The following is a 20440-nucleotide window of genomic DNA, read 5'->3' as shown; positions in this document are numbered from 1 at the left end:
CCAGCTGTTGATGGTGAACCAGTTCACCATCAACCTCGGCTTCTACATGCTGATGCCGTATCTGGCCACGCACCTGGCCGGGCCCCTCGGGCTGGCCGGGTGGCTCGTCGGGCTGATCCTCGGGGTGCGCAACTTCAGCCAGCAGGGCATGTTCCTGGTTGGCGGCACGCTGGCCGACCGGCTCGGCTACAAGCCGATGATCATCGCTGGGCTGGTGCTGCGCACCCTTGGCTTCGCGACCCTCGGTCTCGTCGACTCGGTGCCCGCGCTGATCGCCGCCTCCGCCGCGACGGGCCTGGCCGGCGCGTTGTTCAACCCGGCCTCCCGCGCCTACCTGGCAGCGGACGCGGGGGAGCGCCGGGTGGAGGCGTTCGCGCTGTTCAACGTCTTTTACCAGGCCGGGATCCTGCTCGGCCCGCTGGTGGGAATGGTGCTGACCGGTGTCGACTTCCGCGTCACGTGCCTGACGGCGGCCGGCATCTTCGCGGTGTTGAGCGTCGTGCAGATCCGGGCCCTGCCCGCGCGCCGGGCCGACGACACCAAGGTCCAGGCGGATGGCCGTCGGGAGAGTGTGCTGTCGCAGTGGCGCAGCATCGTGGCCAACCGGCCGTTCATGCTGTTCTCGTTCGCCATGATCGGCTCGTACGTGATGTCCTTCCAGGTCTACCTCGCGCTGCCGCTGGAAGTACGGCGCCTGGGCGGCGAGGGGAAGTTCGGCACGGCCGCGGTGGCGCTGCTGTTCGCCGTGTCCGGACTAAGCACCATCCTGGGCCAAACGAGGGTGACCGCGTGGTGCAAGGCCCGCATGGAGCCAGGGCGTGCGCTCGCCTGGGGCCTGCTGACCATGGGGGTCGCGTTCGTACCGCTGCTGCTTGCCACGGCGATGCCGGTACCGGACGGCGGAATCGGGCTGTGGCTGCTCGCGGCGGTGCCGCCCGCGCTGTCCGCGCTGCTGCTCGCCGTGGGCACGATGATCGCCTATCCGTTCGAGATGGACACCATCGTCCGGCTCTCCGGTGACCGTCTCGTCGCCACCCACTACGGCCTGTACAACACCATCTGCGGACTCGGTATCACCCTGGGCAATTTCCTCACCGGGGTCGCACTCGATGCCGCCCGCAACGGTGGAGTGCCCGCGCTGCCGTGGATCGCCCTGCTCCTGCTGGGTCTCGCCTGCGCCGCCGCCGTGTACGGGCTCAACCGCACCGGCCGCCTGGCAACTCCGGCACCCGCCGGCCGGCCCGAGCCCGCCACAGCCTGACGCCGTCGGGCCATCACAGCGCCGGGGTGGGTAGCCGTACGCTGCCCGCCCCGGCCCAACCGCCTCAGTGCTGGTGGCTGTCTGTCTCGTGTCCGGTGGCGGGCTCGGCGGACTGCTGGGCGCCCGTGGAGGTTCCGGCCTGGACGGTGAAGGCCGCGGTGCGGACAGTGCCGTTGTGCTTGAAGTCGAGGAAGAGGCGGTAAGTCGCGGAGCTGGGTGCGTCGCGGTGAGCGAGATCTCCGGACCGGGCTTGGTGGTGCTGTCACCGGGTTCGCCGTTGGGGTGGACGGGGAGGTAGGCGAGGTCGCCGGCCCGGAGGGCGACGGGGTGGCCGCAGGCGCCGAGGTAGGGCTGAAGGTCCGTGACCGGGCGGCCGTTCTTGCTCACGTTCGGGCTTCTGCAGCGCCGGGGCGAAGTTCGCCGTTCAGGGTGACGGTGTATCCGTCGACGGTGGCGGTACGGGAAGGCTTGGGCGGTGCTGCGGGCTGGTAGGGCCCGACGGCGGCTGATGCATTCTGCCATTGGACGGCGACTTGGATGTGGACGCCGAGTATCCGGGCGGGGAGCTCGGTGGCGAGGGTGAACAGGGCGGTGGAGCGGTCCTGTCGGGAACAACCAGGGGATGTCGTCAGGGGTGCCGAATGTGATGGCGACTGTCGTCGCTGATGTGGACGTCGCCGACTGTGAGTTGGCTGATTGTCACGATCTTCTGGGGCGACGGCCCGCCCGCCGACACCTGGTTCAAAGTGACCGGCGTCTGGCTCCCCGCGGCACCGTAGGCACCTCCTCGGCGCTGCTCTCGCCCTCGACATGGCGACCGTCAAGAAGATCCCGCGGCCGCCAGGCCCCTTACCTGGACTGAGCCCCGGCCGCAGACTGAGATCCGTGATGCGCCAGGGCCATATGCGGGTCGGGGGTGCCTGGCATCGGGGCTGGGTCGGCGTGGACCAGTGCTGCGGTCAGTTTCGGTACGGCGTGCAGCAGGGCGTGCTCGGCGTCGACGGCCACCTGGTGCGCCTCGCGCACGTTCAACTCCCCGTCCACGACGACGGCGACCTCGGCGCGCTGCCGGTGCCCTATCCACCGCAGTCGCAGTTCGCTCACCGCCCGTACAGCCGCAACGTCGAGCAGCGCGTGTTCCGCGGCATCGACGAGTGCGGGGTCGACCGCGTCCATGATCCGGCGGAAGACCTCCCGGCAGGCGTCACGCAGCACGAGGAGTATCGCGGCGGTGATGGCCAGGCCAACGATGGGGTCGGCGAGCTGCCAACCCAGCGCCGCGCCGCCCGCGCCCAAACAGGACGGCGAGGGAGGTGAATCCGTCGGTACGGGCATGCAGCCCGTCGGCCACCAGGGCCGCCGAGCCGATCTCATGGCCGACGCGGATGCGATATCGGGCCACCCACTCATTACCGATGAAGCCGATCACCGCCGCCGCGGCGACGGCCGGCAGGTAGCTGATCTCCTGCGGGTTCAGTAGCCGGTCGATCGCGGTCCAGGCGGCGAAGGCAGCAGAGGCTGCGATGGTCAGCACGTTGACGATGCCGGCCAGGTCCTCGGCCCGCCCGTAGCCGTAGGTGAAGCGCCGGTTGGCAGCGCGGCGGCCGAGCACGAAGGCGACGCCGAGCGGCAGCGCGGTCAGGGCGTCGGCGGCGTTGTGGACGGTGTCGCCCAGCAATGCCACCGAACCGGACAGCACCAACGACGACCGCCTGCGTCGCCGCCGTCACCCCGAGGACGGCCAGCGATATCCACAGCACCCGCATGCCCTTGGCCGAAGACTCCAGCGCGCGGTCGACCTTGTCGGCGGACTCGTGCGAGTGCGGCTTGATCAGGTGGCCGGCCTGGTGCCGCCACCGCGCCCAGCGGCGCTCGCCATGGCCGCGGGCATGCTGCTGTCCGTGGTCGTGGTGGGCAGGGGCAAGCTCGCAGCCGTGGTCAGTGCTGGTGGTCACCCATCTCGTCATCTTCCGACGGCCCGGTCCCCCGGCTGCCTTCGGCCGCCGCATCGGCCGGGACGGTGAAGGCGGCCGTACGCACTTTCCCGCCGTGCTTGAAGTCGAGGAAGAGGCGGTACGCGCCCGAACTCGGTGCGGTGGCGGTGAAGGAGACGACGGGGCCGGGCTTCGTGGTGTCGTCGTCGGCTTCGTCGTTTGGGTGGACGTGCAGATAGGCGAGGTCTCCGGAGCGTAGCGCCACCAAGTGACCGTAGGCGCCGAGGTAAGGCTGGAGGTTTGTGACCGGGCGGCCGTTCTTGGTGATCTTCAGGTCGAGTTTCCGCGCCTCGCCCGGACGCAGATCGCCGTTGACGGTGACCGTGTAGCCGTCGACGCTGGCGGTCCGGGACGTGTCGGGGAACTCGACGGGCTTGTAGATGCCGGAGACGGCCAGGTCGGCGCCCAGGGTCAGGTTCTTGCCGCCCATTGCTGCGGGGGTGAAGTCGGCGAAGATGCGGTAGTCGCCTGCCTTCGGGAGGTCGACCGGGGTGCTCCAGGTGCCGTCGTCCGTCCGTGTCGGGTGCAGGTGCCGGTAGACGGACAGATCGCGCGAGGCGAGGATCAGGTGCAGCTCCTTGCCGTGCACGCGCTTGTAAGCGGTGGTCTTTCGGCCGCTCGCGTCGAGGATGCCGAAGCGCAGCTCAGTGCGCCGCTCCGCTTCCACCCGGGGAGTCCTGAGGTCGAGGGCGTAGCCGCTCTCCGAGATCTGAAGTCCCCCGGCGGGCGGGTCACCAGGGCCGGTGACCTGGGGGCCACCGGCGCCGGCCGCAGCGCCGCCGCCGTGGTCCGCGTGGGCGGCGGGCTCGGTTCCCGTCGAGATCGGGGCGAGGCTGCTGCCCACTGCGTAGGTGGCGCCGAAGGCCCCCGCGAGTGCGGCGGCGAAGCCAGTGATCTTCAGTGCTGTATTCATGGCGTTCCCTTACTCAAGACAGTTGCCCAGAGAGGCGATTCGACCTCCGACAATACCCCCTAGGGGTATATTTTCAAGCGGTCGACCTGCCTTGCGTTTCCATACGGACTGGGGGTATACATTGATCATACCCCCAGGGGGTATACATTCGCCGCCAGTCCAGCCCGACCACACCTTCAGGAGGAACCCATGTCGTCCTGCTGCACCCCCGACGGCAGCTGCCACACCGGCGCAACAGGCGAGTCTGTTGCCGATGGCCGCACCACGGTCTACAACGTCGAGGGCATGACGTGCGGCCACTGCAAGACCACGCTGACCAAGGAGATCGGCGCGCTCGACAGCGTGCTCTCCGTCGAGGTCGACGTGGACACGGGGCGCGTCACCGTGACGACCGCCGACGAGCCCGACGACGCCCTGTTCGCCAAGGTCGTCGACGACGCCGGATACGAACTCATCGGCCGGGCGTGACCAAGTCCTGACCCGCTTCCTCGCCCGCGGCGAGGAGCACTTCAGCTGGGGCCCGACCGGAATTCTCCCCGGGCCCCAGCTGTCCATTCCTTCAGCTCCAGGAGCAGTGATGACTACCACGGTGCCGGAAACCGCTGAGGTCGAACTCGCCATAGGCGGGATGACCTGCGCCTCGTGCGCTGCCCGTATCGAGAAGAAGCTGAATCGCCTGGAGGGCGTGGAGGCCACCGTCAACTACGCCACGGAGAAAGCGAAGGTCACCTACCGCGGTGGCGTCGCGGTGGACGACCTCGTCGCCACCGTGGAAGCCGTTGGCTACACCGCGGTGCCTCCCGCTCCCGCCGGAACGAGCATGCCCGCTCAAGGAGACGGCACGGGCGCCGGGGCTGAGGAGGTGGATGAGCTGCGGCCGCTGCGGCAGCGTCTGATCACCGCTGTACTCCTGGCCGTGCCGGTGATCGCCCTGGCGATGGTCCCGGCCTGGCAGTTCGAGTACTGGCAGTGGCTCTCGCTCACCCTGGCGGCACCCGTGGTGACGTACGCGGGGTGGCCGTTCCACCGGGCCGCGTTCACCAATGCCCGGCACGGTGCCGCCACGATGGACACCCTGATCTCGGTGGGTACCTGGGCCGCGTTCCTGTGGTCGCTGTGGGCGCTGTTCTTCGGGACCGCCGGCATGCCCGGCATGACCCACGGCTTCGAGCTGACCATCGCCCGTACCGACGGCGCGGGAAACATTTATCTGGAGGCCGCGGCGGGCGTGACGGCCTTCATCCTGGCGGGACGCTACTTCGAGGCGCGCTCCAAGCGGAAGGCCGGGGCGGCACTCCGGGCGTTGCTCGAGCTCGGCGCGAAGGAAGTCACCGTCCTGCGCGACGGGCGCGAAGTGCTCATCCCAACCTCGGAATTGGCGGTGGGCGACCGGTTCGTCGTACGCCCTGGGGAGAAGATCGCCACCGACGGGACGGTCGTCGAGGGCTCCTCGGCTGTGGACGCCTCGATGCTGACCGGCGAGTCCGTGCCGGTCGAGGTCGCGGTCGGTGACGCGGTCACCGGCGCGACGCTCAACGCCGGCGGGCGGCTGGTCGTCGAGGCGACCCGGGTCGGCGCGGACACCCAACTCGCCCGGATGGCCAAGCTGGTGGAGGACGCGCAGAACGGCAAGGCCGCGGCCCAGCGACTCGCCGACCAGATCTCCGCGGTCTTCGTCCCGGTCGTGATCGGCCTAGCGCTCGGCACGCTGGGCTTCTGGCTGGGCAACGGCGCAGGCCTGACCGCGGCGTTCACCGCCGCCGTCGCCGTACTGATCATCGCCTGCCCCTGCGCACTGGGCCTGGCCACTCCCACGGCCCTCATGGTGGGCACCGGCCGCGGCGCGCAGCTCGGCATCCTCATCAAGGGCCCAGAGGTCCTGGAGACCACGCGCAAGGCCGACACCATCGTCCTGGACAAGACCGGCACTGTCACCACCGGCAAGATGACCCTGCTCGCCGTGCATGCTGCCCACGGTGTGGATGAGACCGAAGTGCTGCGGCTGGCCGGCGCGCTGGAGCACGCCTCCGAGCACCCCATCGCCCAGGCCGTCGCCAGCGGAGCCGCGCAAACGGTCGGCGACCTCCCAGTGCCGGAGGACTTCACGAACGTCCCCGGTCTCGGCGTCCAGGGTGTCGTCGACGGACACGCGGTGCTCGTCGGCCGCGAGAAGCTGCTGGAGGAGTGGGCGTTGGAGCTGCCCGCTGACCTCGCCCGCGCCAAGGCCGAGGCCGAGGCAGAGGGCCGTACGGCCATCGCCGTGGCGTGGGACGGCGAGGCCCGGGCAGTGCTCGAGGTCGCCGACGCGGTCAAGCCCACCAGCGCCGAGGCCGTACGGCGGCTGCGCGCCCTGGGCCTGACCCCGATCCTCCTCACAGGCGACAACCGTGCCGTCGCCGAGTCCGTCGCCCGCGAGGTCGGCATCGAGCGAGTGATCGCGGAGGTGATGCCGCAGGACAAGGTCGCCGTCGTCAAGCGGCTGCAGGGGGAAGGGCGTTCGGTGGCGATGGTCGGCGACGGCGTCAACGACGCCGCCGCGCTCGCCCAGGCGGATCTCGGGCTGGCGATGGGCACGGGCACGGACGCCGCGATAGAGGCGGGCGACCTGACCCTCGTACGCGGTGACCTGCGGGTGGCGGCGGATGCCATCCGCCTCTCCCGCCGAACCCTGGGCACGATCAAGTCCAACCTCTTCTGGGCCTTCGCCTACAACGTCGCCGCCCTGCCGCTCGCGGCCTCGGGCCTGCTCAATCCGATGATCGCGGGCGCCGCCATGGCCTTCTCCTCGGTCTTCGTCGTCGGTAACAGCCTCCGCCTGAGGAGCTTCCAAGCGGCCGACTGACAGGGTGCGCGGACAGCAGGGGCGGACCGACCGGACCGCCCCCGGTGCTCTTCAGAGCGGTTCGCCCACCACCACTACGCGAGAAGGAGCCCGCAGTGCCGGGTTACGAGAACGACAAGGAAGGCATCCTCCGGCGTCTCCGCCGCATCCAGGGGCAGGTTCGAGGACTCGAGCGGATGGTGGAGCAGGACGCCTACCGCATTGACGTACTCACCCAGGTCACCGCGACCGCCGCGGCCCTGCGCTCCTGCGCACTTGCACTGCTCGACGACCACGTCAGTCGCTGCGTCGCCGAGGCCATCAAGAAAGGCGGTGACGAGGCACGGGTGATGGTCGCGGAAGCATCCCAGGCCATCGCGCGTCTGGTGCGGTTCTGACTGACAGAGGCCAGGTGGATTTTCTTCGCCGCGAACGGCCAGTTGCCCGCCGCTGGCGGCCAGCTACGTCCGACCCAGTCGCTCTCGCTGCGGTGTGCAGCGTTGCGATCAGCGGCAGCCCTCGCAGCCAGTACGGCACCCAAGGGCATCGACCTCGGCTGCTGGCGCGACGAGGATGGGGCCCACGCAGCCGCTGTTCGGAGTCGGCGACGGCCAAGGCTGTGCCCAGTTCGCCTCCGGCGCGGCGCTGGGCGTAGCGCGTCGAGGTGTGGGCCAGCCAGTCCGTAGCGGGTGCGGCGGCCGACGAGGATGGCCACGACCAGGCCGCAGTCGCGCAAGCACGTCAGGTGGTTGGACAACTCCGGCGGGGACGGTGGCTGCTCCTGATGATCAAGCTGCCTGCGGAACCGTCGCGGCACCAGGTGGCGGTCTGGAGGTAGCTGCGCAAGGCTGGCGCGCTGTCGCTGGGCCAGGGGATCTGGGCGGCGTCGGACGTTGCCGGTCCTCGCCGACGGGACGCGGCGCGCGATGGAACGGACCGAGAGCGCGCCGGGGGCAGGTGGTGACGCTTCAGGCAGCCGGGCGCTCACCCGAAGACGCGACCGCCCGGCTCAACCCGGCAGCCGAACACGGGCGGGCGTTCGGCAGTTACGGCTCCGAGAAGTCCATCGGCTACACCCTCATTGCCCGCTGCTCGGCGGCGTCCTGGGCCGGGGGCTGCAACTGCTATTCGCAGTCATGGCCATGCTCGGCGCGGCGTTGCGGTATCGGCCGCCGTGGACGTGCCAGCCGTGCGCCCCTGCCCCGCAGCCGCCAGACGGTGCTCGACCTGGCCAGGCGGCTCACCTCCCGCACGTTCCTCGCCCCGACCGCGGGGACGCCCCCGGAACCCGCCCGTGCTGCCCTCGTCTGCGCGACCGCCGCGCTCTCCGGCGGCGTCGGCTTCCTGCCCGTCTCCGGCCCAGCCGCCGGGCTCCGCACCGTGGCCGCCGGCGCCGCTGTCTCCGTCCTCCGTCGTCCAGCCGGTTGCTGGCGAGCCCTGGACGCCGGACGCATCACCTCCCGCACCGGCCTGGCCGCCGGACCGTTGATCACCGCCGCCGGCCTGGGCAGCGCGATGCTGCCCGGCCTGCTCGGCGTTCTGACCGGGGCGGTCCTGATCGGAGCGGGAACGGGATTGATTACCCCCCTTGGCTTCGCGGCCCTGGCCGCACCGCACCCGCCGAACGCCTCGGCCAGACCATGGGACCGGCTGAACTCGGCCGCCAACTCGGCCATGCCGGCGGCCCGCCGCTGGTCGCGGCGGTCCCCACCCTCTCCACCCTCACCTACGGCTCCGCGGCCCTGGCGGTACTCCTGGCTACCGGTCCCATCATCACGCTCGCCACACACCGCCGCACAGCACCCGCCGTGCGGTAACCATCAGGGGCCTGTGGCAACTCTCCGCCGTGGCGGTCCTCAATACGCCCATCCAAAGATCGCCGGGCAACCGCAGCTGGACCGCCCCGGTTGCTGCCCGCCGGCATGACCTTGCGCACCTTGCACACCTCTTGCCAAAGGGTTGGCGCAGGGCGCGGGCTCGGATACGACGGGGCCACCCGACACCTGCATTCGGTGTCGAGTGGCCGTTGGGGGATTCCCTTGTGCTGAGGTGCTCGGGAGTGGTGCCCTTCGGCTATGCGCCTACGGACTCGCCGTGCGACTGCGGCGCGGGCTCCTCGGCCTGGGCCGCAGCGGCCTTCTGGCCCCGCATCAGGAGCGCTGTGAGCAAGGCTCCGGTGGCTGCGATTCCGGCGGCGGCGATGAAGGCGGCGCTGAAGCCGTCCGTCAGCGCGGGCAGGTTGCCGAGCTTGCCCGCGCCCTGGGAGGTGGCCAGCGCGGTGAGCGCAGCCAGGCCGAGCGCCGAGCCCACCTGGTAGGTGGTGTTGACGATGCCGGAGGCCAGGCCGGCCTGCTCCTGCTGGACGCCGGAGATCGCCGACATCAGGGTGGGGATGTACGCCAGTGACATGCCGAGCGCGGCGACCAGTGAGGCGGGCAGAACGTCCACTGCGAAGGTGCCGGTCGGCTCGACGGCGGACAGCCACACCAGCCCGAGGGCGAGAATCAGCAGACCGCCCGCGATCAGTGGCTTGGCCCCGAAGCGTGCCATCAGCTTGGCAGTGATTGCCGTCATGAAGATCATCAGTAGCACGGTCATGGGCAGCAGCGCGGCGCCGCTGGCGAAGGCCCCGTAGCCGAGGACCTGCTGGAGGTACAGGTTCAGGAAGTACCACATGGGGATCCACGCGGCGCCCAGCAGAGTCATCGCCAGGTTCGAGGTGCCCAGACCCGGGGTGCGCCAGACGCCCAGCGGCATGAGCGGTGCCCTGACCGACCGCTGGATGAGGAAGAACAGAATCAACAGAGCTGCAGCGCCGACAAGTTCGAGCACCGTCTCGGTCTCGCCCCAGCCGACCTCGGGAGCCCTGACGATGGAGAACACGGCGAGCGCCAGCCCGGCCGTGACGGAGACCGCACCGAGCACGTCGACCGATCCCCGGCGACTTTGAACCGCGGGGAGCAGCCCGGTGGCGAGCAGCGTGGCGATGCCGATCGGGATGTAGATGATGAAGACCCACGGCCAGCTCATCCACTCGGTGAAGACACCACCGAGGAAGACGCCGGCGGTGCCGCCTGCGGGAGCCGCGGCGCCGTAGAAAGCGAGGGCCCTGCCCAGTTCCTTCGGATCGTGGCCGAAGAGCATCATCAGCAGGGTCATCGAGGCGGGCGCGATGAGCGCTCCGCCGACGCCCTGTACGGCCCGGCCCACTACCTCGACCCAGGCGGTACTCGCTGCCGCGGCGACGATGGAACCCGCGATCATCACCACCCACCCGCTGGCGAAGATACGTCGGGCTCCGAGCAGGTCGGACAGCCTGCCGCCGAGCAGCAGCAGGCCGCCGAAGGCGATCACGTAGGCGTTGAACACCCACTGCAGGTCGCCCGGGGTGAAGCCCAGATCGCGCTGCATCTCCGGGAGCGCCACGCCGATGATCGAGGTGTCCATGATCACCATGAACTGGGCGGCGGCGAGTACGAGGAGCGCCCACCAGCGCCGGGGATTGACGGTTGACATTTCCCTGCCCCTTCGTTGGGTTCATACCCCTAGGGGGTACCTTTCGACGAAAACGATATACCCCCAAGGGGTATTCCGAAAGGGGGGGTGAACCTCAGGAAATCTGGGGTACCCACCTCGCCAGCGGAGAGCCGTTGGCGGCCAGAAGTGTCGGCGGTTTGGCTGAGAATGTGCGCAGGCGCCCGAGTGCGGCTGCGCGCGGGCGCCTGCTGTGCGACAGCGCCGGGGAGGCTGTCAGCGTGCCGTGTGCACGACGTCCAGAGATCCGCTCAGATACCGGGCCCGAGTGACTTGCCGCTGGCGTTCGCCGGAGGACTTCGGCAACGTGCCCGGCCGGATGAACACGACTTCGCGGGGGACGTGCTGCACACAGTCCCGGAAGGCAGCGAGCATCCGATTGCCGGCCGTCAGCAGCGCCTGGGTGGTGTCGACCGCTTCTGCGACCACGACCAGCTCCTTCCGGTCCGGGAGAGCGAAGGCGACGACCTTGCCCGCGCGAACACCCTCAATGCACTCTGCGGCCCTCTCGTATTCCGCGGGGTGCAGTGTGCGGCCACCGATGCGGAGCATTTCCTTCTCGCGGCCACAGACGACCAGCTCCCCGGCGTCCATGAACCCCATGTCCCCGGTGTGCAGCCAGCCGTCGCGTACCGGCGCCGAGCCGGGGTGGCCGTCCGAGCGCCAGTAGCCGCCCGTCACCCCGGGGCCCCTCACCACGATTTGGCCCACGGCACCGGGCGGCAGGGCAGTCCCGGAATCGTCGCGGATCTCCACCTCCACCCCGTCCACCGGGCTTCCGCAGCTGACCAGGGGCTGCCGTTCGTACCCCTGAGCCGTGAGGCCCGGCGCCCGCTCGGCCTCGGCGACGATACGCACCGGCTTCCGTGCGGTGCCGGCGCTGACCGCCAGCGTCGCCTCCGCCAGCCCGTACAACGGGCACATCGCCCGCGCAGGCATTCCAGCGCGTTGCAGCACGCCCACCGTATTCATCAGGTCCTCCGCATCGATCGCCTCCGTCCCGTTGAGCGCCACGCGTAGTCCACGCAGATTCAATGCCGCGCGCTGTGCCTGCTGAGTTCTGGCGGCCAGTGAATAAGCGAAATTCGGAGCGGCGGTAACGGTCGCCTGGTAATCGCTGATCGTGCGCAGCCAGGAGCTGGGGTGCTCGACGAAGGTTTCGTACGTCATCATCACCACCTCTGCGCCACCTGCGACGATTCCCGCCAAGGGCACAATTCCCAGCGGGTGGTGAAGCGGCAGCCAGGTAGCGAACCGGTCTGCCGGACCGAAGCCCATATGCGACCCGGTAGCGGCGATGCTGCCGACGAGCTGATCCTGGCTGATGAGGACGGCCCGTGATGCCGCCGTGGTGCCCGATGCGAATTGCAGCAGACCAGGGGCGTCCCCAGTCGGCACTCGGAGCGTCGAGCGCGACGGGACCGTCTGGTGCAGCTGTTGCAGGGTCACCACGGGGCAGGGCGCGGTCTTCCCGAGCGGCGGGGCCCACTCCCGTGTGGTGACCGCCAGGGAAGGAACCGCCGCCTCGATCCGCCGCCTGATCGCATCCAACACCGGTGTGTGCATGCCTCGTTGTGGTGACGGCAGCACGACCGGCACCGCGCCCAGCCGCCACAGTCCGAACAACGTCGCCACCATCGCCAGTGATGTCGGGGACAGTAAACACACACGGTCTCCCGCAGCGATGCCGCGCTTCTGTAATTTCTTGGCCGCGTTGAGCGCTATCTCGTTCAGCTCCGCGTATTCCACGTGGTGCGGCAGGAGCTGATCGTCCAGCATGATCAGACCGCCTGGCCTTGAGCCGGCCTGCTCCAGTCCCTCGGCAATGGACATGCCTGCCATATCTGCGGGATCGAATGTTCTCGTCTTGAGCATTGCTTTTGCCGCCACTGTTGCCTCCATGGGCACCGCGTCGGAACATCGGCAGGACATACCTTACCCCCGTAGGGTATGTCTTCTCAAGAATTCTTGCCGCGGCCGTATTTCCCCTTTATGGTGGGTGTCGCAGGTGGAAACCTAAGAGTAATTCCCCATGCCCTGCATGTATGAGATGCCACGGCAGCATCGGCCCGCGGTGCCGCTGAAGGCGGTTCGGCACAATAGAGGGGGCTGAATCTCAGCCCCCTGCGCTTCAGGAACGCACGAGGCGGGCGATCGCGTCGTTGGCCTCTTTGATTTTGACGCTTCCTTCCTCGCCGCCCTCGGCCACGGCGTCGCGCACGCAGGTGGCCAGGTGCTCGTCGAGCATCTGCAGCGCGAAGGATTGCAGCGCGCGCGTGGTCGCTGATACCTGCGTGAGGACGTCGATGCAGTAGGTGTCCTCATCGACCATCCGCTGCAGGCCGCGAACCTGGCCCTCGATGCGTCGCAGCCGCTTGAGGACGTCCTCTTTGTGGTTGCTATAACTGGCCATCTACCTTCTCGACTTTCACTCCGCGCCGCACGAGTGCTGCCTCTGGACCTGCCCCTGGATCCATGATCCGGGGACAACCGAGGCCAGTACGGTAGCCATACCTGGGTTTCCACCATACCGGGGGGTGGTATCGGGGGGAATGGTCGGAGCCGAGCAATGTCATGCGGCGGGGTCACTTGTAGATGACCAGATCGGCCGGGGCCGCGCCGACGAGGGAGTAGAGGCCTTCGTCGGCGGGGCGCCCTGTGTACAGGCGCACGAGGTTATCGGCGTCGGTCGTCAGCCCGGCGCGTTTCCGCTGGTCCGGCAGCCAGGTGCCCAGTTGCAGTTCACGGTCGGGGAGGCGTGCCGTCAGCAGGGGGGTTTCGCGTACGCGGCTGCAGGTGGCGAGCAGGGCCAGGGCGTCGTCGGTGCCCTCGGTGGCGTAGGCGGGGGTGATCCCGAACGCAGCACGTACGTCGCCGGCGTGCACCCATTCCCCCAGAGCTATGACGTCCAGCTGCCCGTCGGCGGCGGCGATGGCGGGCCCGGCCTTGGCGCAGCCTGCTTCCAGCTCGTCGACGATTTCCTCGATCGAGCAGTCCTTCCGGTCCAGGATGTCCTGCTGGTTGTCCTGCGGGGAGAAGTCGTGGAGCCGGTCCTCGGCGATGCGGGTGAGGGCGGCCGCGCAGTGAGCGAGCAGGTCGCGGACGGTCCATCCGGGGCAGGAGGTCGGCCGCGCGAACCACGCTCCGGGCGCCCGCCGCAGCACTGGGATCAGGAAGTCCCGCTCGATGAGCAGCAGGCGCTGCGGGCACTGTGGGTCGTGTGAGGGCGGGCGGGATTCAGAGGTCGGAGGGGGCGCTGTGTCAGAGGAACTCACGGAAGTCTCCGGGGTGTCGGCTGGCTTCGTCGGTGAGACGGGTTCGGACCCGTAGGCCGTATCCGTTCCCGGCAGGAAGGGGGCCACCCGCGTCGCGGCGGAGCGGCCGTAGGTCAGCGAGAGCCGGTCGAGCAGGGTGCGGGCGTCCGCCCTGTAGTCCTGGGCGCCAGTGGATTCCAGGGCACCGGCGGCCATGGCGCAGCCCAATTGAGCCGCCGCGCTGTAGTCAAGACCCCATGCGATGGCGGCGAGGAACCCGGCGCGGAAGGCGTCGCCGACGCCCGTAGGGTCGGCGACCTGGGCAACGGATACGGCGGGCACGCAAAGGGGCGGCGCGCCGAGGCTGTCGACGCGCACGCCAGCGGTCCCGAGCGTCGTCACCCATACCCCTACGCGCTCCAGGACGGTCTGTTCGGACCAGCCCGAGCGCCGCAGCAGCAAGGCCCGTTCGTGGCTGTTGGTGAACAGGAAATCCGCCCCGCAGACAAGGTCTTCGATGCTGCCTCTGTTCAGCCGGGCCAACTGCTGGGAGGGAACAGCAGCGAACGCGGTGCCGCGGGCACGGCAGGCGCGGGTGTGGCGCAGCATCGCCTGGGGGTCGTCCTGGGTGATGACGACGAGACCGCCGGGCTCCGACACATCGAGCAGGCGGTTCAGGTCGATGTCGCGGGCGCGGCTCATCGCTCCGGGGTAGAAGGATGCGATCTGGTTCTGGTCGAAGTCGGTCGTCACGAGGAAGCGGGCGGTGCAGGAATCGGGTTCGACGTGGATGCCTTTGATGTCGACGCCGTTGCGTTCGAGCCAGATGGCGTAGTCCTCGAAGTCGGCGCCGACCGCGGCGACGAGCCGCGGCGTCAGGCCAAGGCGCCCCAGACCCACGGCGATGTTGGCGGCGGTACCGCTGTGGCGCACCTGGAGGGAGTCGACCAGGAAGGACAGGGAGACGCTGTGGAGTTGGTCGGGGAGCAGCTGTTCGCTGAACCGGCCTGGAAAGGTCATGACGTGGTCGGTGGCAACGGAGCCGGTGACGACCAGCTGCATGGTGGTTCCTCTCGGCGGGGGCGTCGTTCAGGTCGAGGCTGCACTGCCCAGCGAGGCCGACCGGGGTGGCCGATGGAGCTGTGGGCCCGCCGGGCGTGGCGACTTACAGCGGGCCCACAGGTTTGCGTCCCGGTCGTGACCCGGGCGGTGGATCAGCCGATGGGGGTGAGAAAACGTTCCTCGATGGTTCCCAGACAGCGGAAGTCGTCGACGTTGATGGTGTCCATGTCGATGCTGCGGCCGCTGACCTGTTCGAGGAGGAAGACGAATTCGACGAACGACAAGGAGTCGATGAGCCGGTTCTCTATTAGATCGAGGTCCGCGGGGATCTCGTCACGCTCGGGGTGCCGCTTGAGGATCCAGTCCTTGAGCTGCTTCAGGGGGGTGTCCATGGTCTGCCTTTCCTTTCGGGGCGGAGGGTGCGGTGAGGCTGGTGGGTTCGGGCGTGCGGGCCGCCGCCGCGACGGCCACGGCGTAGTCGCCGTCGTGGCTGATGCTGATCCGGACATCGCTGACCCCGGCCTGCGCGGCCAGGTTCCGGGCGGCGCCGCTGAGATGGAGAGTGGGACGGCCGCCGGCGGCGCGGCGTACTTCCATCCCCAGCCAGGGCAGTGCGGAGCCGGGGACGGCCAGCGTCTTGAACGCGGCTTCTTTGGCTGCGAGCCGGCCGGCGACGGACAGAAGGTCCAGACGGCCTTCCTTGCAGCAGTCCTCGAGCTCCGCGGGGGTGAGCATGCGGGTGAGGATGCGTTCGCCGTGATCCGTCAGCATCGTCCTGACGCGCTGGGTGAGCACGATGTCGACGCCGACTTCGCCCAGGCCGACAGCCGATGGCTGGGGCGGAAGCTCAGCAGGACTCAAGGGCCCGCTCCACGGCGTCGGTTGCCTGCGCCCATCCGCCGAAGTGGCGGGTCAGGACGGCCAGCCAGCGTTCGAGGCCGAAGGCGACGCAACTGGTGAAGACCGGTTGCCCGGTGCCGGCGAGCGTGATGGCGCAGCGCTCGCCGAAGAAGTTGCGGTGCGTGTTGACCGAGGCGATGGCCAGGTCCTCATGCAGGAACTCGTGCTTGACCGGAGAGATCTGCTGCAGGAGGGCGCGCGGGCCGCCGCGGTCGTAGAACGGGTCGGTGGCCGCCTCCCTGCGCAGCGGCAGGCCCATGCGGTCCGCGAAAGCCTCGATGCGGGCGGTGAAATGCCGCAGATGCTCCTCGGCGTACTCCTGGGTGCCGATCGCCACGATCTCGCGCATGTGGAAGCCCAGCAGACGGCGCAGATCTTCGTAGTGCTCCTCGCGGCGGAAACATCGGCCCAGTACGGTGATGCGCTGCGGAGCGGCGAGCTCTTGGTCGGCCAGGTGCAGATAGACGCCGTAGCACGCGGCGGACGGCAGGGCCAGCCGAGCGGGCTCCAACTCGTTGGGGGCGAAGACCCCGTCGGACGGTGCGTAGGAGTCCTTCGCGTCGACGAGCCTCAGCGGTGCGGCGACGACTGCCTGGTGGGGGAAGTTCTGGTAGTAGTCGAGCTCGGCCAGGCGGGCCACCGGCAGCAGCGGCGGCGTGATCATCGGAAGGGCGCCGGCCTGGGTTCCCCAGGACTCGAAGCCCTGGTCGAGCAGTCGTAACAGCGCGGTGGCGTCAGGCCCGAGGGCTGCGACGCCGCCGGTCGCGGCGGGTGAGATCCGGGACGCGGTGAGGGGGGTCATCGCTCATTCCTTCCGGTGGTCGAGGACAGGGCGGGGCCTGCACCGGGGAGCTCGGTGTCGGCGAAGATCCCGGATTTGACGAAGAAGGCCAGGGGCTTGCGGATGACCTTCCGCTCCACCGCGCGGCGCCGCGGGTCGGCCAGGATGCGGCTGCGCACGTTCAGAGGGTTGGCCAGGCCGACGTCCCGATAGACGTGCGGGTTGTACAGGGACTGCAGGCTGAAGACGATGTAGCGCTTCAGGTAGCTCTCCAGTCCGCGCAGCCGGTCCTCGTCGAGGCGGTCGCTGAACCGCCCGTACAGCAGCGCGACGAGCTCCCGGCCGAAGGCGATGTGCCGTGACTCGTCGTGGTGGTGGATGCGGTTGACCTGCCGGATGGTCTCGTGCAGGCAAGCGTCCTCCGCCATCCGCGAGTTGTAGTGGTCGACGATCTCCTCGAAAAGCAGGATGCGGGCGAAGACCAGGAAGTTCTCCACTTCGGGGTCGTCGCCCGCCTCCGTCTTCAGCGAGGGAGTGGAGTAGATCTTGCCGTCGCCGTAGCGGCGACAGAATTCGGCGAAGAACCACATGTGTTCGTTCTCCTCGCCGATGAAGTGGTGGAAGAACTCCGAGGGCACCTGGAAGCCGGGCATGTGGATGCGCTTGACGACCTCGATGAGCAGTTCGCGTATGCCGTGCACATTGAGGCTGTAGAAGTTCACGCTCTCCCATCGCGAGAGGCGCTTCATCCCTTCTTCGCCGATCTCATCCGCCACGTCGGTGTCGTAGGCGGAAATCAGTTCCGGGGTCATCCAGTAGGCGTCCTCGGGCAGGCTGTCCGCCCAGTGGAACATCCGGTACGGGTTGTAGTAGTCCTCAACCGACTTGCGGCCGAGCCTGTCGAGGATCTCGACGAAGCGGTCGGGAACGGCCTGGTCAACAGTGGTCACAGGTCCTCCTGGACACGGTTGTGTGGGGTGTGGTCCGCAGGCAGGACGGATCGCGCCCGCGGGTGTGGTCGAGCGTCGGCGGGTGGCTGACGGTCATGGGCGGTGCCGCGTACGTGACGCGAAATCAGGTCTCGGCGATCCGGAAGGCTGCGAGGGACACGGCGTCAGGGACGCGCTTCGTAGACCGCACTGACGGGCGTGGCATCGGCCCGCCGCCAGCGGGTGAAGCCCGCATCAAGGGCGATCCCGCGCAGAGTCTCCTCGCCGGAGTGATTTCCCAGGGCGCGCGGGCCCTTCTGGGCCGCCGCGGCTGGAAGGCACATCACGGCGGACAGCGCCATGAACAGGCGACCTGCTGGGTGGGTGTTCTTGTGCACGTCGGGATCGGCGTTGGGCTCGACGATCATCCAGGCCCCGTCGTCAGCCAGTTGCGAACGGACGTGCCGGGCGACCGCGTCGGGATCGCCGATGTCGTGGACGCAGTTGAACGAGGTGATCAAGTCGTACGGGCCGCCGGTGAAGGCGTTTCCCGCGGAAGTGGTGAAGTGCACGCGGTCCTCGGGCAGTTGGCGACCGGCCGCGATACGGCGGGCCTGCGCGATAGCCTCAGAGGAGTAGTCGAAGCCCACGAAGCGAGAGTGGGGAAAGGCCTCGGCCATCAGGAACGTCGAGTGGCCCGGTCCGCAGCCGACGTCCGCCACCCGGCCTCCGGCCGCTAGCCTGGCGGGAACCTCCTCCAGGGACGGGATCCACTGGTCCACCAGGTGGGCGCGGTATCCGGTCAGGAAGAAGCGGCCCAGGGAATCATCGAGCGCGCCGTCGTGTTCGTCCCAGCCGACACCGCCGCCGTTGCGGTAGGCGTCGACCAGGCTGTCCTCGGTGCCGTACAGGGCCTTGAGGGCGGAGAAGAACGGAGCGGTGAAGACGTCGGAGTCGCTGCCGGCCAGGACTGGTACGTGTTCTTCGGGCAGCCGGAAATGGGTACCTGACGGGTCCGTCTCCACGTAGCCGCCGCTGACCTGGGCGTGGAGCCACTCGCGCGCGTACATCTCCTGGATGCCGGCCTGTTCGGCCAGTTCGGCGGCGGTCAGGGACGGAGAGTCGGCCAGTGCTGCGTACAGCCCCAGACGCTCTCCCAGAGCGACGGTCAGGGCGCGCACCGCCGTCGCGGCGTCGCCGATGATGCGTTGCTGAAAGTCCTGCGATGAGCTGGTAGTCACGGTCCTGTTCTCCTTTGGGTTGCGGGGGTCCGTCGCACGACGCCAAACGGCATCGGACGCGCCGGACTGCGCGCGGGGGCGTAGAGGGAGGACGGTGTCCAGGGACGGCGCCAGGGAAGGGCCGTTCCGCAGTCAGCCTGTGGCTGGTAAAGCGCCGTTGCGGGGGATCGCCCCGCTCGGAGACGCGAGCCGGTTCGGGCCTGGTGCCCATACCCGGCGGGGGTGTGCTTCAGGAGTGGTAACTAGCACACGTTGTCATTGTCATTCTATCGCTACAATACCGGGGTAGGGTATGCCTCTTTGCGAAATGGTCACTCCTCGCCCAAGTTATGGCCAGCGGTTGTCCGGGCCGTAACCAGCTCTCCAACAGACGGTTAAGGCTGCCTGACCGCCCTGCGGTTGCCGCCTCGTGCGCCGGGTGCTACTCCGAGAGGGGCTCGGCGGTGAAGAGGAAGGAACGCGGAACGTGACGCATCGCGCGCGGTGCCACGGGGTAGGGCCAGCGGCCGAACGAGGCGCCTTCCTCACCGGGTTGATGCACCTCGCGCGCGTGCCAGCCGCAGGAGCTCAGGAACTCCTCGGGCTCGTCGCTGCCGAACTGCCAGGGAGCTCCGTCCTCGCGAAGGGCGGAGAGGAACTCGCGAGCCAGGGGATTGGCGAGCGAGGCTCGGCTGGCCATATCTCCGACGAGGAGGCTGCCGGGGCCGGACAGCGTGCGCAGGCCCGCCAGGAGGTCTCGGACGGCGGGTTCGGGAAGGAAGAACAACAGTCCCTCCATGACCCACACGGTGGGCTCGGCGGGGTTGAAGCCCGCTCCGGTCAAGGTGGTGGTCCAGTCCCCGGCGAGGTCGACTCCCACGGGGCGGCGCTCGCGGCCGGCCGGGACCGGCCGGCCGTCGAGTATCTGCCGCTTGGCCTCCAGCAGGGCGGGCCGGTCGAGCTCGTACACAACAGTGCCGTCGGGCCAGGCCAGCCGCCAGGCGCGGGTGTCCATGCCGGCGGCGACGAAGGCCACTTGGCGAGCGGAGTGCTTGGCAACGGACTTCAAGGCCGCCTCGTCGAGGTACTTGGTGCGTATCGCCAGGAAGGGCACGGTGCCGGCGCCGGTGTAGCGCTCCAGGAGGCGGAAACCTGTCTCGCCTGCCAGGACGCGGGCATAGGGATCGTCGAAGAGGCGGTCGTCGCGGTCGCTTTCCAAGGCACGGGCCGCGGCAGTCCACTGAGCGGTGCAGGAGACGGCTTCCACGTCGGGGTCCTTTCGGTTGGTGGAGGTCAGGAGCAGGACACGGCGGGTCGGCGCAGAAAGATGCTGTGAAGGATCATGCTGAAGACCGGCTGCCCGTCGGTGTTGAGGAGTTCGCACCGAGGCTGGACGATGCCCCGGTCGGAGTGGCCGAAGGAGGGACGGGTCCCCTCCACAGTGAGCCTGGCGGTGAGAGTGTCGCCGGGACGGACGGGCTGGTGATAGCGGATCTCGTCGACTCCGGGGGAGCCGGCGCAGGCGCTGTCGTTCAGCAACCCGTCGACGTAGCGGCGCATGAACAGCGCGGCGGTGAGCCAGCCGCTGGCGATCAGCCCGCCGAACGGGGAGTCCTTGGCGGTGACTGCGTCAGTGTGGAACGGCTGGGGGTCGTACTGTTTGCCGAACTCGATGATCTCCTCGGCGGTGAGGGTTACCTGTCCCAGGTCGTGGACGTCGCCGCGTTGGAAGTCCTCGAAGTAGCGCATGTGCTGCCTTTCCGTGGTTGAG

Annotated in this window: 17 protein-coding genes and 3 pseudogenes; 5 read left to right on the top strand and 15 right to left on the bottom strand. The window is 68.9% G+C overall.

Annotation, left to right across the window (positions count from 1 at the left end; all coding sequences use genetic code 11):
• Positions 1-10: 10 nt before the first annotated feature.
• A complete protein-coding gene (locus QFZ67_RS04870; protein WP_373430205.1) occupies positions 11-1261 on the top strand; it encodes an MDR family MFS transporter in 1251 nt (416 codons plus the stop codon).
• A gap of 64 nt (positions 1262-1325) precedes the next feature.
• Here the strand turns inward: QFZ67_RS04870 and QFZ67_RS04865 are convergent.
• The 3 genes and pseudogenes from QFZ67_RS04865 to QFZ67_RS04855 all read right to left on the bottom strand — a co-directional run.
• Positions 1326-1767, bottom strand: a pseudogene (locus QFZ67_RS04865) (hypothetical protein); the annotation flags it as partial.
• Between the two features lie 343 nt (positions 1768-2110).
• Positions 2111-3228: pseudogene (locus QFZ67_RS04860) on the bottom strand (cation diffusion facilitator family transporter).
• Complete coding sequence (locus QFZ67_RS04855; RefSeq protein ID WP_307659845.1) at positions 3200-4168, bottom strand: hypothetical protein; 969 nt, start codon at positions 4166-4168, stop codon at positions 3200-3202. The pseudogene QFZ67_RS04860 and the gene QFZ67_RS04855 overlap by 29 nt, the downstream one beginning before the upstream one ends.
• 189 nt (positions 4169-4357) lie before the next feature.
• On the opposite strand from QFZ67_RS04855, the gene QFZ67_RS04850 reads away from it, so the two are divergent.
• The 3 genes from QFZ67_RS04850 (at position 4358) to QFZ67_RS04840 (ending at position 7387) form a co-directional block, all read left to right on the top strand.
• Complete coding sequence (locus tag QFZ67_RS04850) at positions 4358-4636, top strand: heavy-metal-associated domain-containing protein (protein WP_307659844.1); 279 nt, start codon at positions 4358-4360, stop codon at positions 4634-4636.
• Between the two features lie 109 nt (positions 4637-4745).
• The gene (locus QFZ67_RS04845; RefSeq protein WP_307659843.1) at positions 4746-7010 is read left to right on the top strand and encodes a cation-translocating P-type ATPase; all 2265 of its coding nucleotides are present in this window, start codon (positions 4746-4748) and stop codon (positions 7008-7010) included.
• A 95-nt stretch (positions 7011-7105) separates the two neighbouring features.
• Complete coding sequence (locus tag QFZ67_RS04840) at positions 7106-7387, top strand: metal-sensitive transcriptional regulator (RefSeq protein ID WP_307665726.1); 282 nt, start codon at positions 7106-7108, stop codon at positions 7385-7387.
• 257 nt (positions 7388-7644) lie between these two features.
• On the opposite strand, the pseudogene QFZ67_RS39030 reads toward QFZ67_RS04840, so the two are convergent.
• Positions 7645-7806, bottom strand: a pseudogene (locus tag QFZ67_RS39030) (winged helix-turn-helix domain-containing protein); the annotation flags it as partial.
• An 823-nt stretch (positions 7807-8629) separates the two neighbouring features.
• Between QFZ67_RS39030 and QFZ67_RS04830 the strand changes: the two are divergent.
• Entirely contained in the window at positions 8630-8806 is a 177-nt protein-coding gene (locus tag QFZ67_RS04830; protein ID WP_307659842.1) for a hypothetical protein, read from the top strand.
• Positions 8807-9062: 256 nt separating this feature from the next.
• On the opposite strand, the gene QFZ67_RS04825 is transcribed toward QFZ67_RS04830, so the two are convergent.
• The 11 genes from QFZ67_RS04825 to QFZ67_RS04775 all read right to left on the bottom strand — a co-directional run bounded on the left by QFZ67_RS04825 (position 9063) and on the right by QFZ67_RS04775 (position 20418).
• Complete coding sequence (locus QFZ67_RS04825; RefSeq protein ID WP_307659841.1) at positions 9063-10505, bottom strand: MFS transporter; 1443 nt, start codon at positions 10503-10505, stop codon at positions 9063-9065.
• A 234-nt stretch (positions 10506-10739) separates the two neighbouring features.
• Entirely contained in the window at positions 10740-12413 is a 1674-nt protein-coding gene (locus QFZ67_RS04820) for an AMP-binding protein (protein ID WP_307659840.1), read from the bottom strand.
• A 241-nt stretch (positions 12414-12654) separates the two neighbouring features.
• Positions 12655-12936, bottom strand: a complete 282-nt coding sequence (locus QFZ67_RS04815) for a metal-sensitive transcriptional regulator (RefSeq protein WP_307659839.1) — start codon at positions 12934-12936, stop codon at positions 12655-12657.
• A 172-nt stretch (positions 12937-13108) separates the two neighbouring features.
• Positions 13109-14839: a PfkB family carbohydrate kinase gene (locus QFZ67_RS04810; RefSeq protein WP_307659838.1), complete on the bottom strand. Its 1731-nt coding sequence runs from the start codon at positions 14837-14839 to the stop codon at positions 13109-13111.
• Positions 14840-14991: 152 nt separating this feature from the next.
• Positions 14992-15231: an acyl carrier protein gene (locus QFZ67_RS04805; RefSeq protein WP_307659837.1), complete on the bottom strand. Its 240-nt coding sequence runs from the start codon at positions 15229-15231 to the stop codon at positions 14992-14994.
• Complete coding sequence (gene acpS, locus QFZ67_RS04800; RefSeq protein ID WP_307659836.1) at positions 15173-15700, bottom strand: holo-ACP synthase; 528 nt, start codon at positions 15698-15700, stop codon at positions 15173-15175. The genes QFZ67_RS04805 and acpS overlap by 59 nt, the downstream gene beginning before the upstream one ends.
• Complete coding sequence (locus QFZ67_RS04795) at positions 15687-16541, bottom strand: aminoacyl--tRNA ligase-related protein (RefSeq protein ID WP_307659835.1); 855 nt, start codon at positions 16539-16541, stop codon at positions 15687-15689. The genes acpS and QFZ67_RS04795 overlap by 14 nt, the downstream gene beginning before the upstream one ends.
• Entirely contained in the window at positions 16538-17470 is a 933-nt protein-coding gene (locus tag QFZ67_RS04790; RefSeq protein ID WP_307659834.1) for a diiron oxygenase, read from the bottom strand. The genes QFZ67_RS04795 and QFZ67_RS04790 overlap by 4 nt, the downstream gene beginning before the upstream one ends.
• 164 nt (positions 17471-17634) lie before the next feature.
• A complete protein-coding gene (locus tag QFZ67_RS04785) occupies positions 17635-18690 on the bottom strand; it encodes a methyltransferase domain-containing protein (RefSeq protein ID WP_307659833.1) in 1056 nt (351 codons plus the stop codon).
• A 421-nt stretch (positions 18691-19111) separates the two neighbouring features.
• On the bottom strand, positions 19112-19936 hold the full coding sequence (locus tag QFZ67_RS04780; protein WP_307659832.1) for an SAM-dependent methyltransferase: 825 nt from the start codon (positions 19934-19936) through the stop codon (positions 19112-19114).
• Positions 19937-19962: 26 nt separating this feature from the next.
• Positions 19963-20418: a MaoC family dehydratase gene (locus tag QFZ67_RS04775; protein WP_307659831.1), complete on the bottom strand. Its 456-nt coding sequence runs from the start codon at positions 20416-20418 to the stop codon at positions 19963-19965.
• Between the last annotated feature and the right edge of the window lie 22 nt (positions 20419-20440).

The sequence above is a fragment of the Streptomyces sp. V1I1 genome, assembly GCF_030817355.1.
GTDB lineage: Bacteria > Actinomycetota > Actinomycetes > Streptomycetales > Streptomycetaceae > Streptomyces.
The sequence above is the reverse complement of the archived record's forward strand: the minus strand, read 5'-3'. Positions and strand labels throughout refer to the sequence as shown.

What these genes read in the sequence shown, in the direction of transcription:
- QFZ67_RS04870 (WP_373430205.1), top strand. Translation starts at nt 11, where the DNA reads ATGGTGAACCAGTTCACCATCAACCTCGGCTTCTACATGCTGATGCCG.
- QFZ67_RS04855 (WP_307659845.1), bottom strand. Translation starts at nt 4,168, where the DNA reads ATGAATACAGCACTGAAGATCACTGGCTTCGCCGCCGCACTCGCGGGG.
- QFZ67_RS04850 (WP_307659844.1), top strand. Translation starts at nt 4,358, where the DNA reads ATGTCGTCCTGCTGCACCCCCGACGGCAGCTGCCACACCGGCGCAACA.
- QFZ67_RS04845 (WP_307659843.1), top strand. Translation starts at nt 4,746, where the DNA reads ATGACTACCACGGTGCCGGAAACCGCTGAGGTCGAACTCGCCATAGGC.
- QFZ67_RS04830 (WP_307659842.1), top strand. Translation starts at nt 8,630, where the DNA reads ATGGGACCGGCTGAACTCGGCCGCCAACTCGGCCATGCCGGCGGCCCG.
- QFZ67_RS04825 (WP_307659841.1), bottom strand. Translation starts at nt 10,505, where the DNA reads ATGTCAACCGTCAATCCCCGGCGCTGGTGGGCGCTCCTCGTACTCGCC.
- QFZ67_RS04815 (WP_307659839.1), bottom strand. Translation starts at nt 12,936, where the DNA reads ATGGCCAGTTATAGCAACCACAAAGAGGACGTCCTCAAGCGGCTGCGA.
- QFZ67_RS04810 (WP_307659838.1), bottom strand. Translation starts at nt 14,839, where the DNA reads ATGCAGCTGGTCGTCACCGGCTCCGTTGCCACCGACCACGTCATGACC.
- QFZ67_RS04805 (WP_307659837.1), bottom strand. Translation starts at nt 15,231, where the DNA reads ATGGACACCCCCCTGAAGCAGCTCAAGGACTGGATCCTCAAGCGGCAC.
- QFZ67_RS04795 (WP_307659835.1), bottom strand. Translation starts at nt 16,541, where the DNA reads ATGACCCCCCTCACCGCGTCCCGGATCTCACCCGCCGCGACCGGCGGC.
- QFZ67_RS04775 (WP_307659831.1), bottom strand. Translation starts at nt 20,418, where the DNA reads ATGCGCTACTTCGAGGACTTCCAACGCGGCGACGTCCACGACCTGGGA.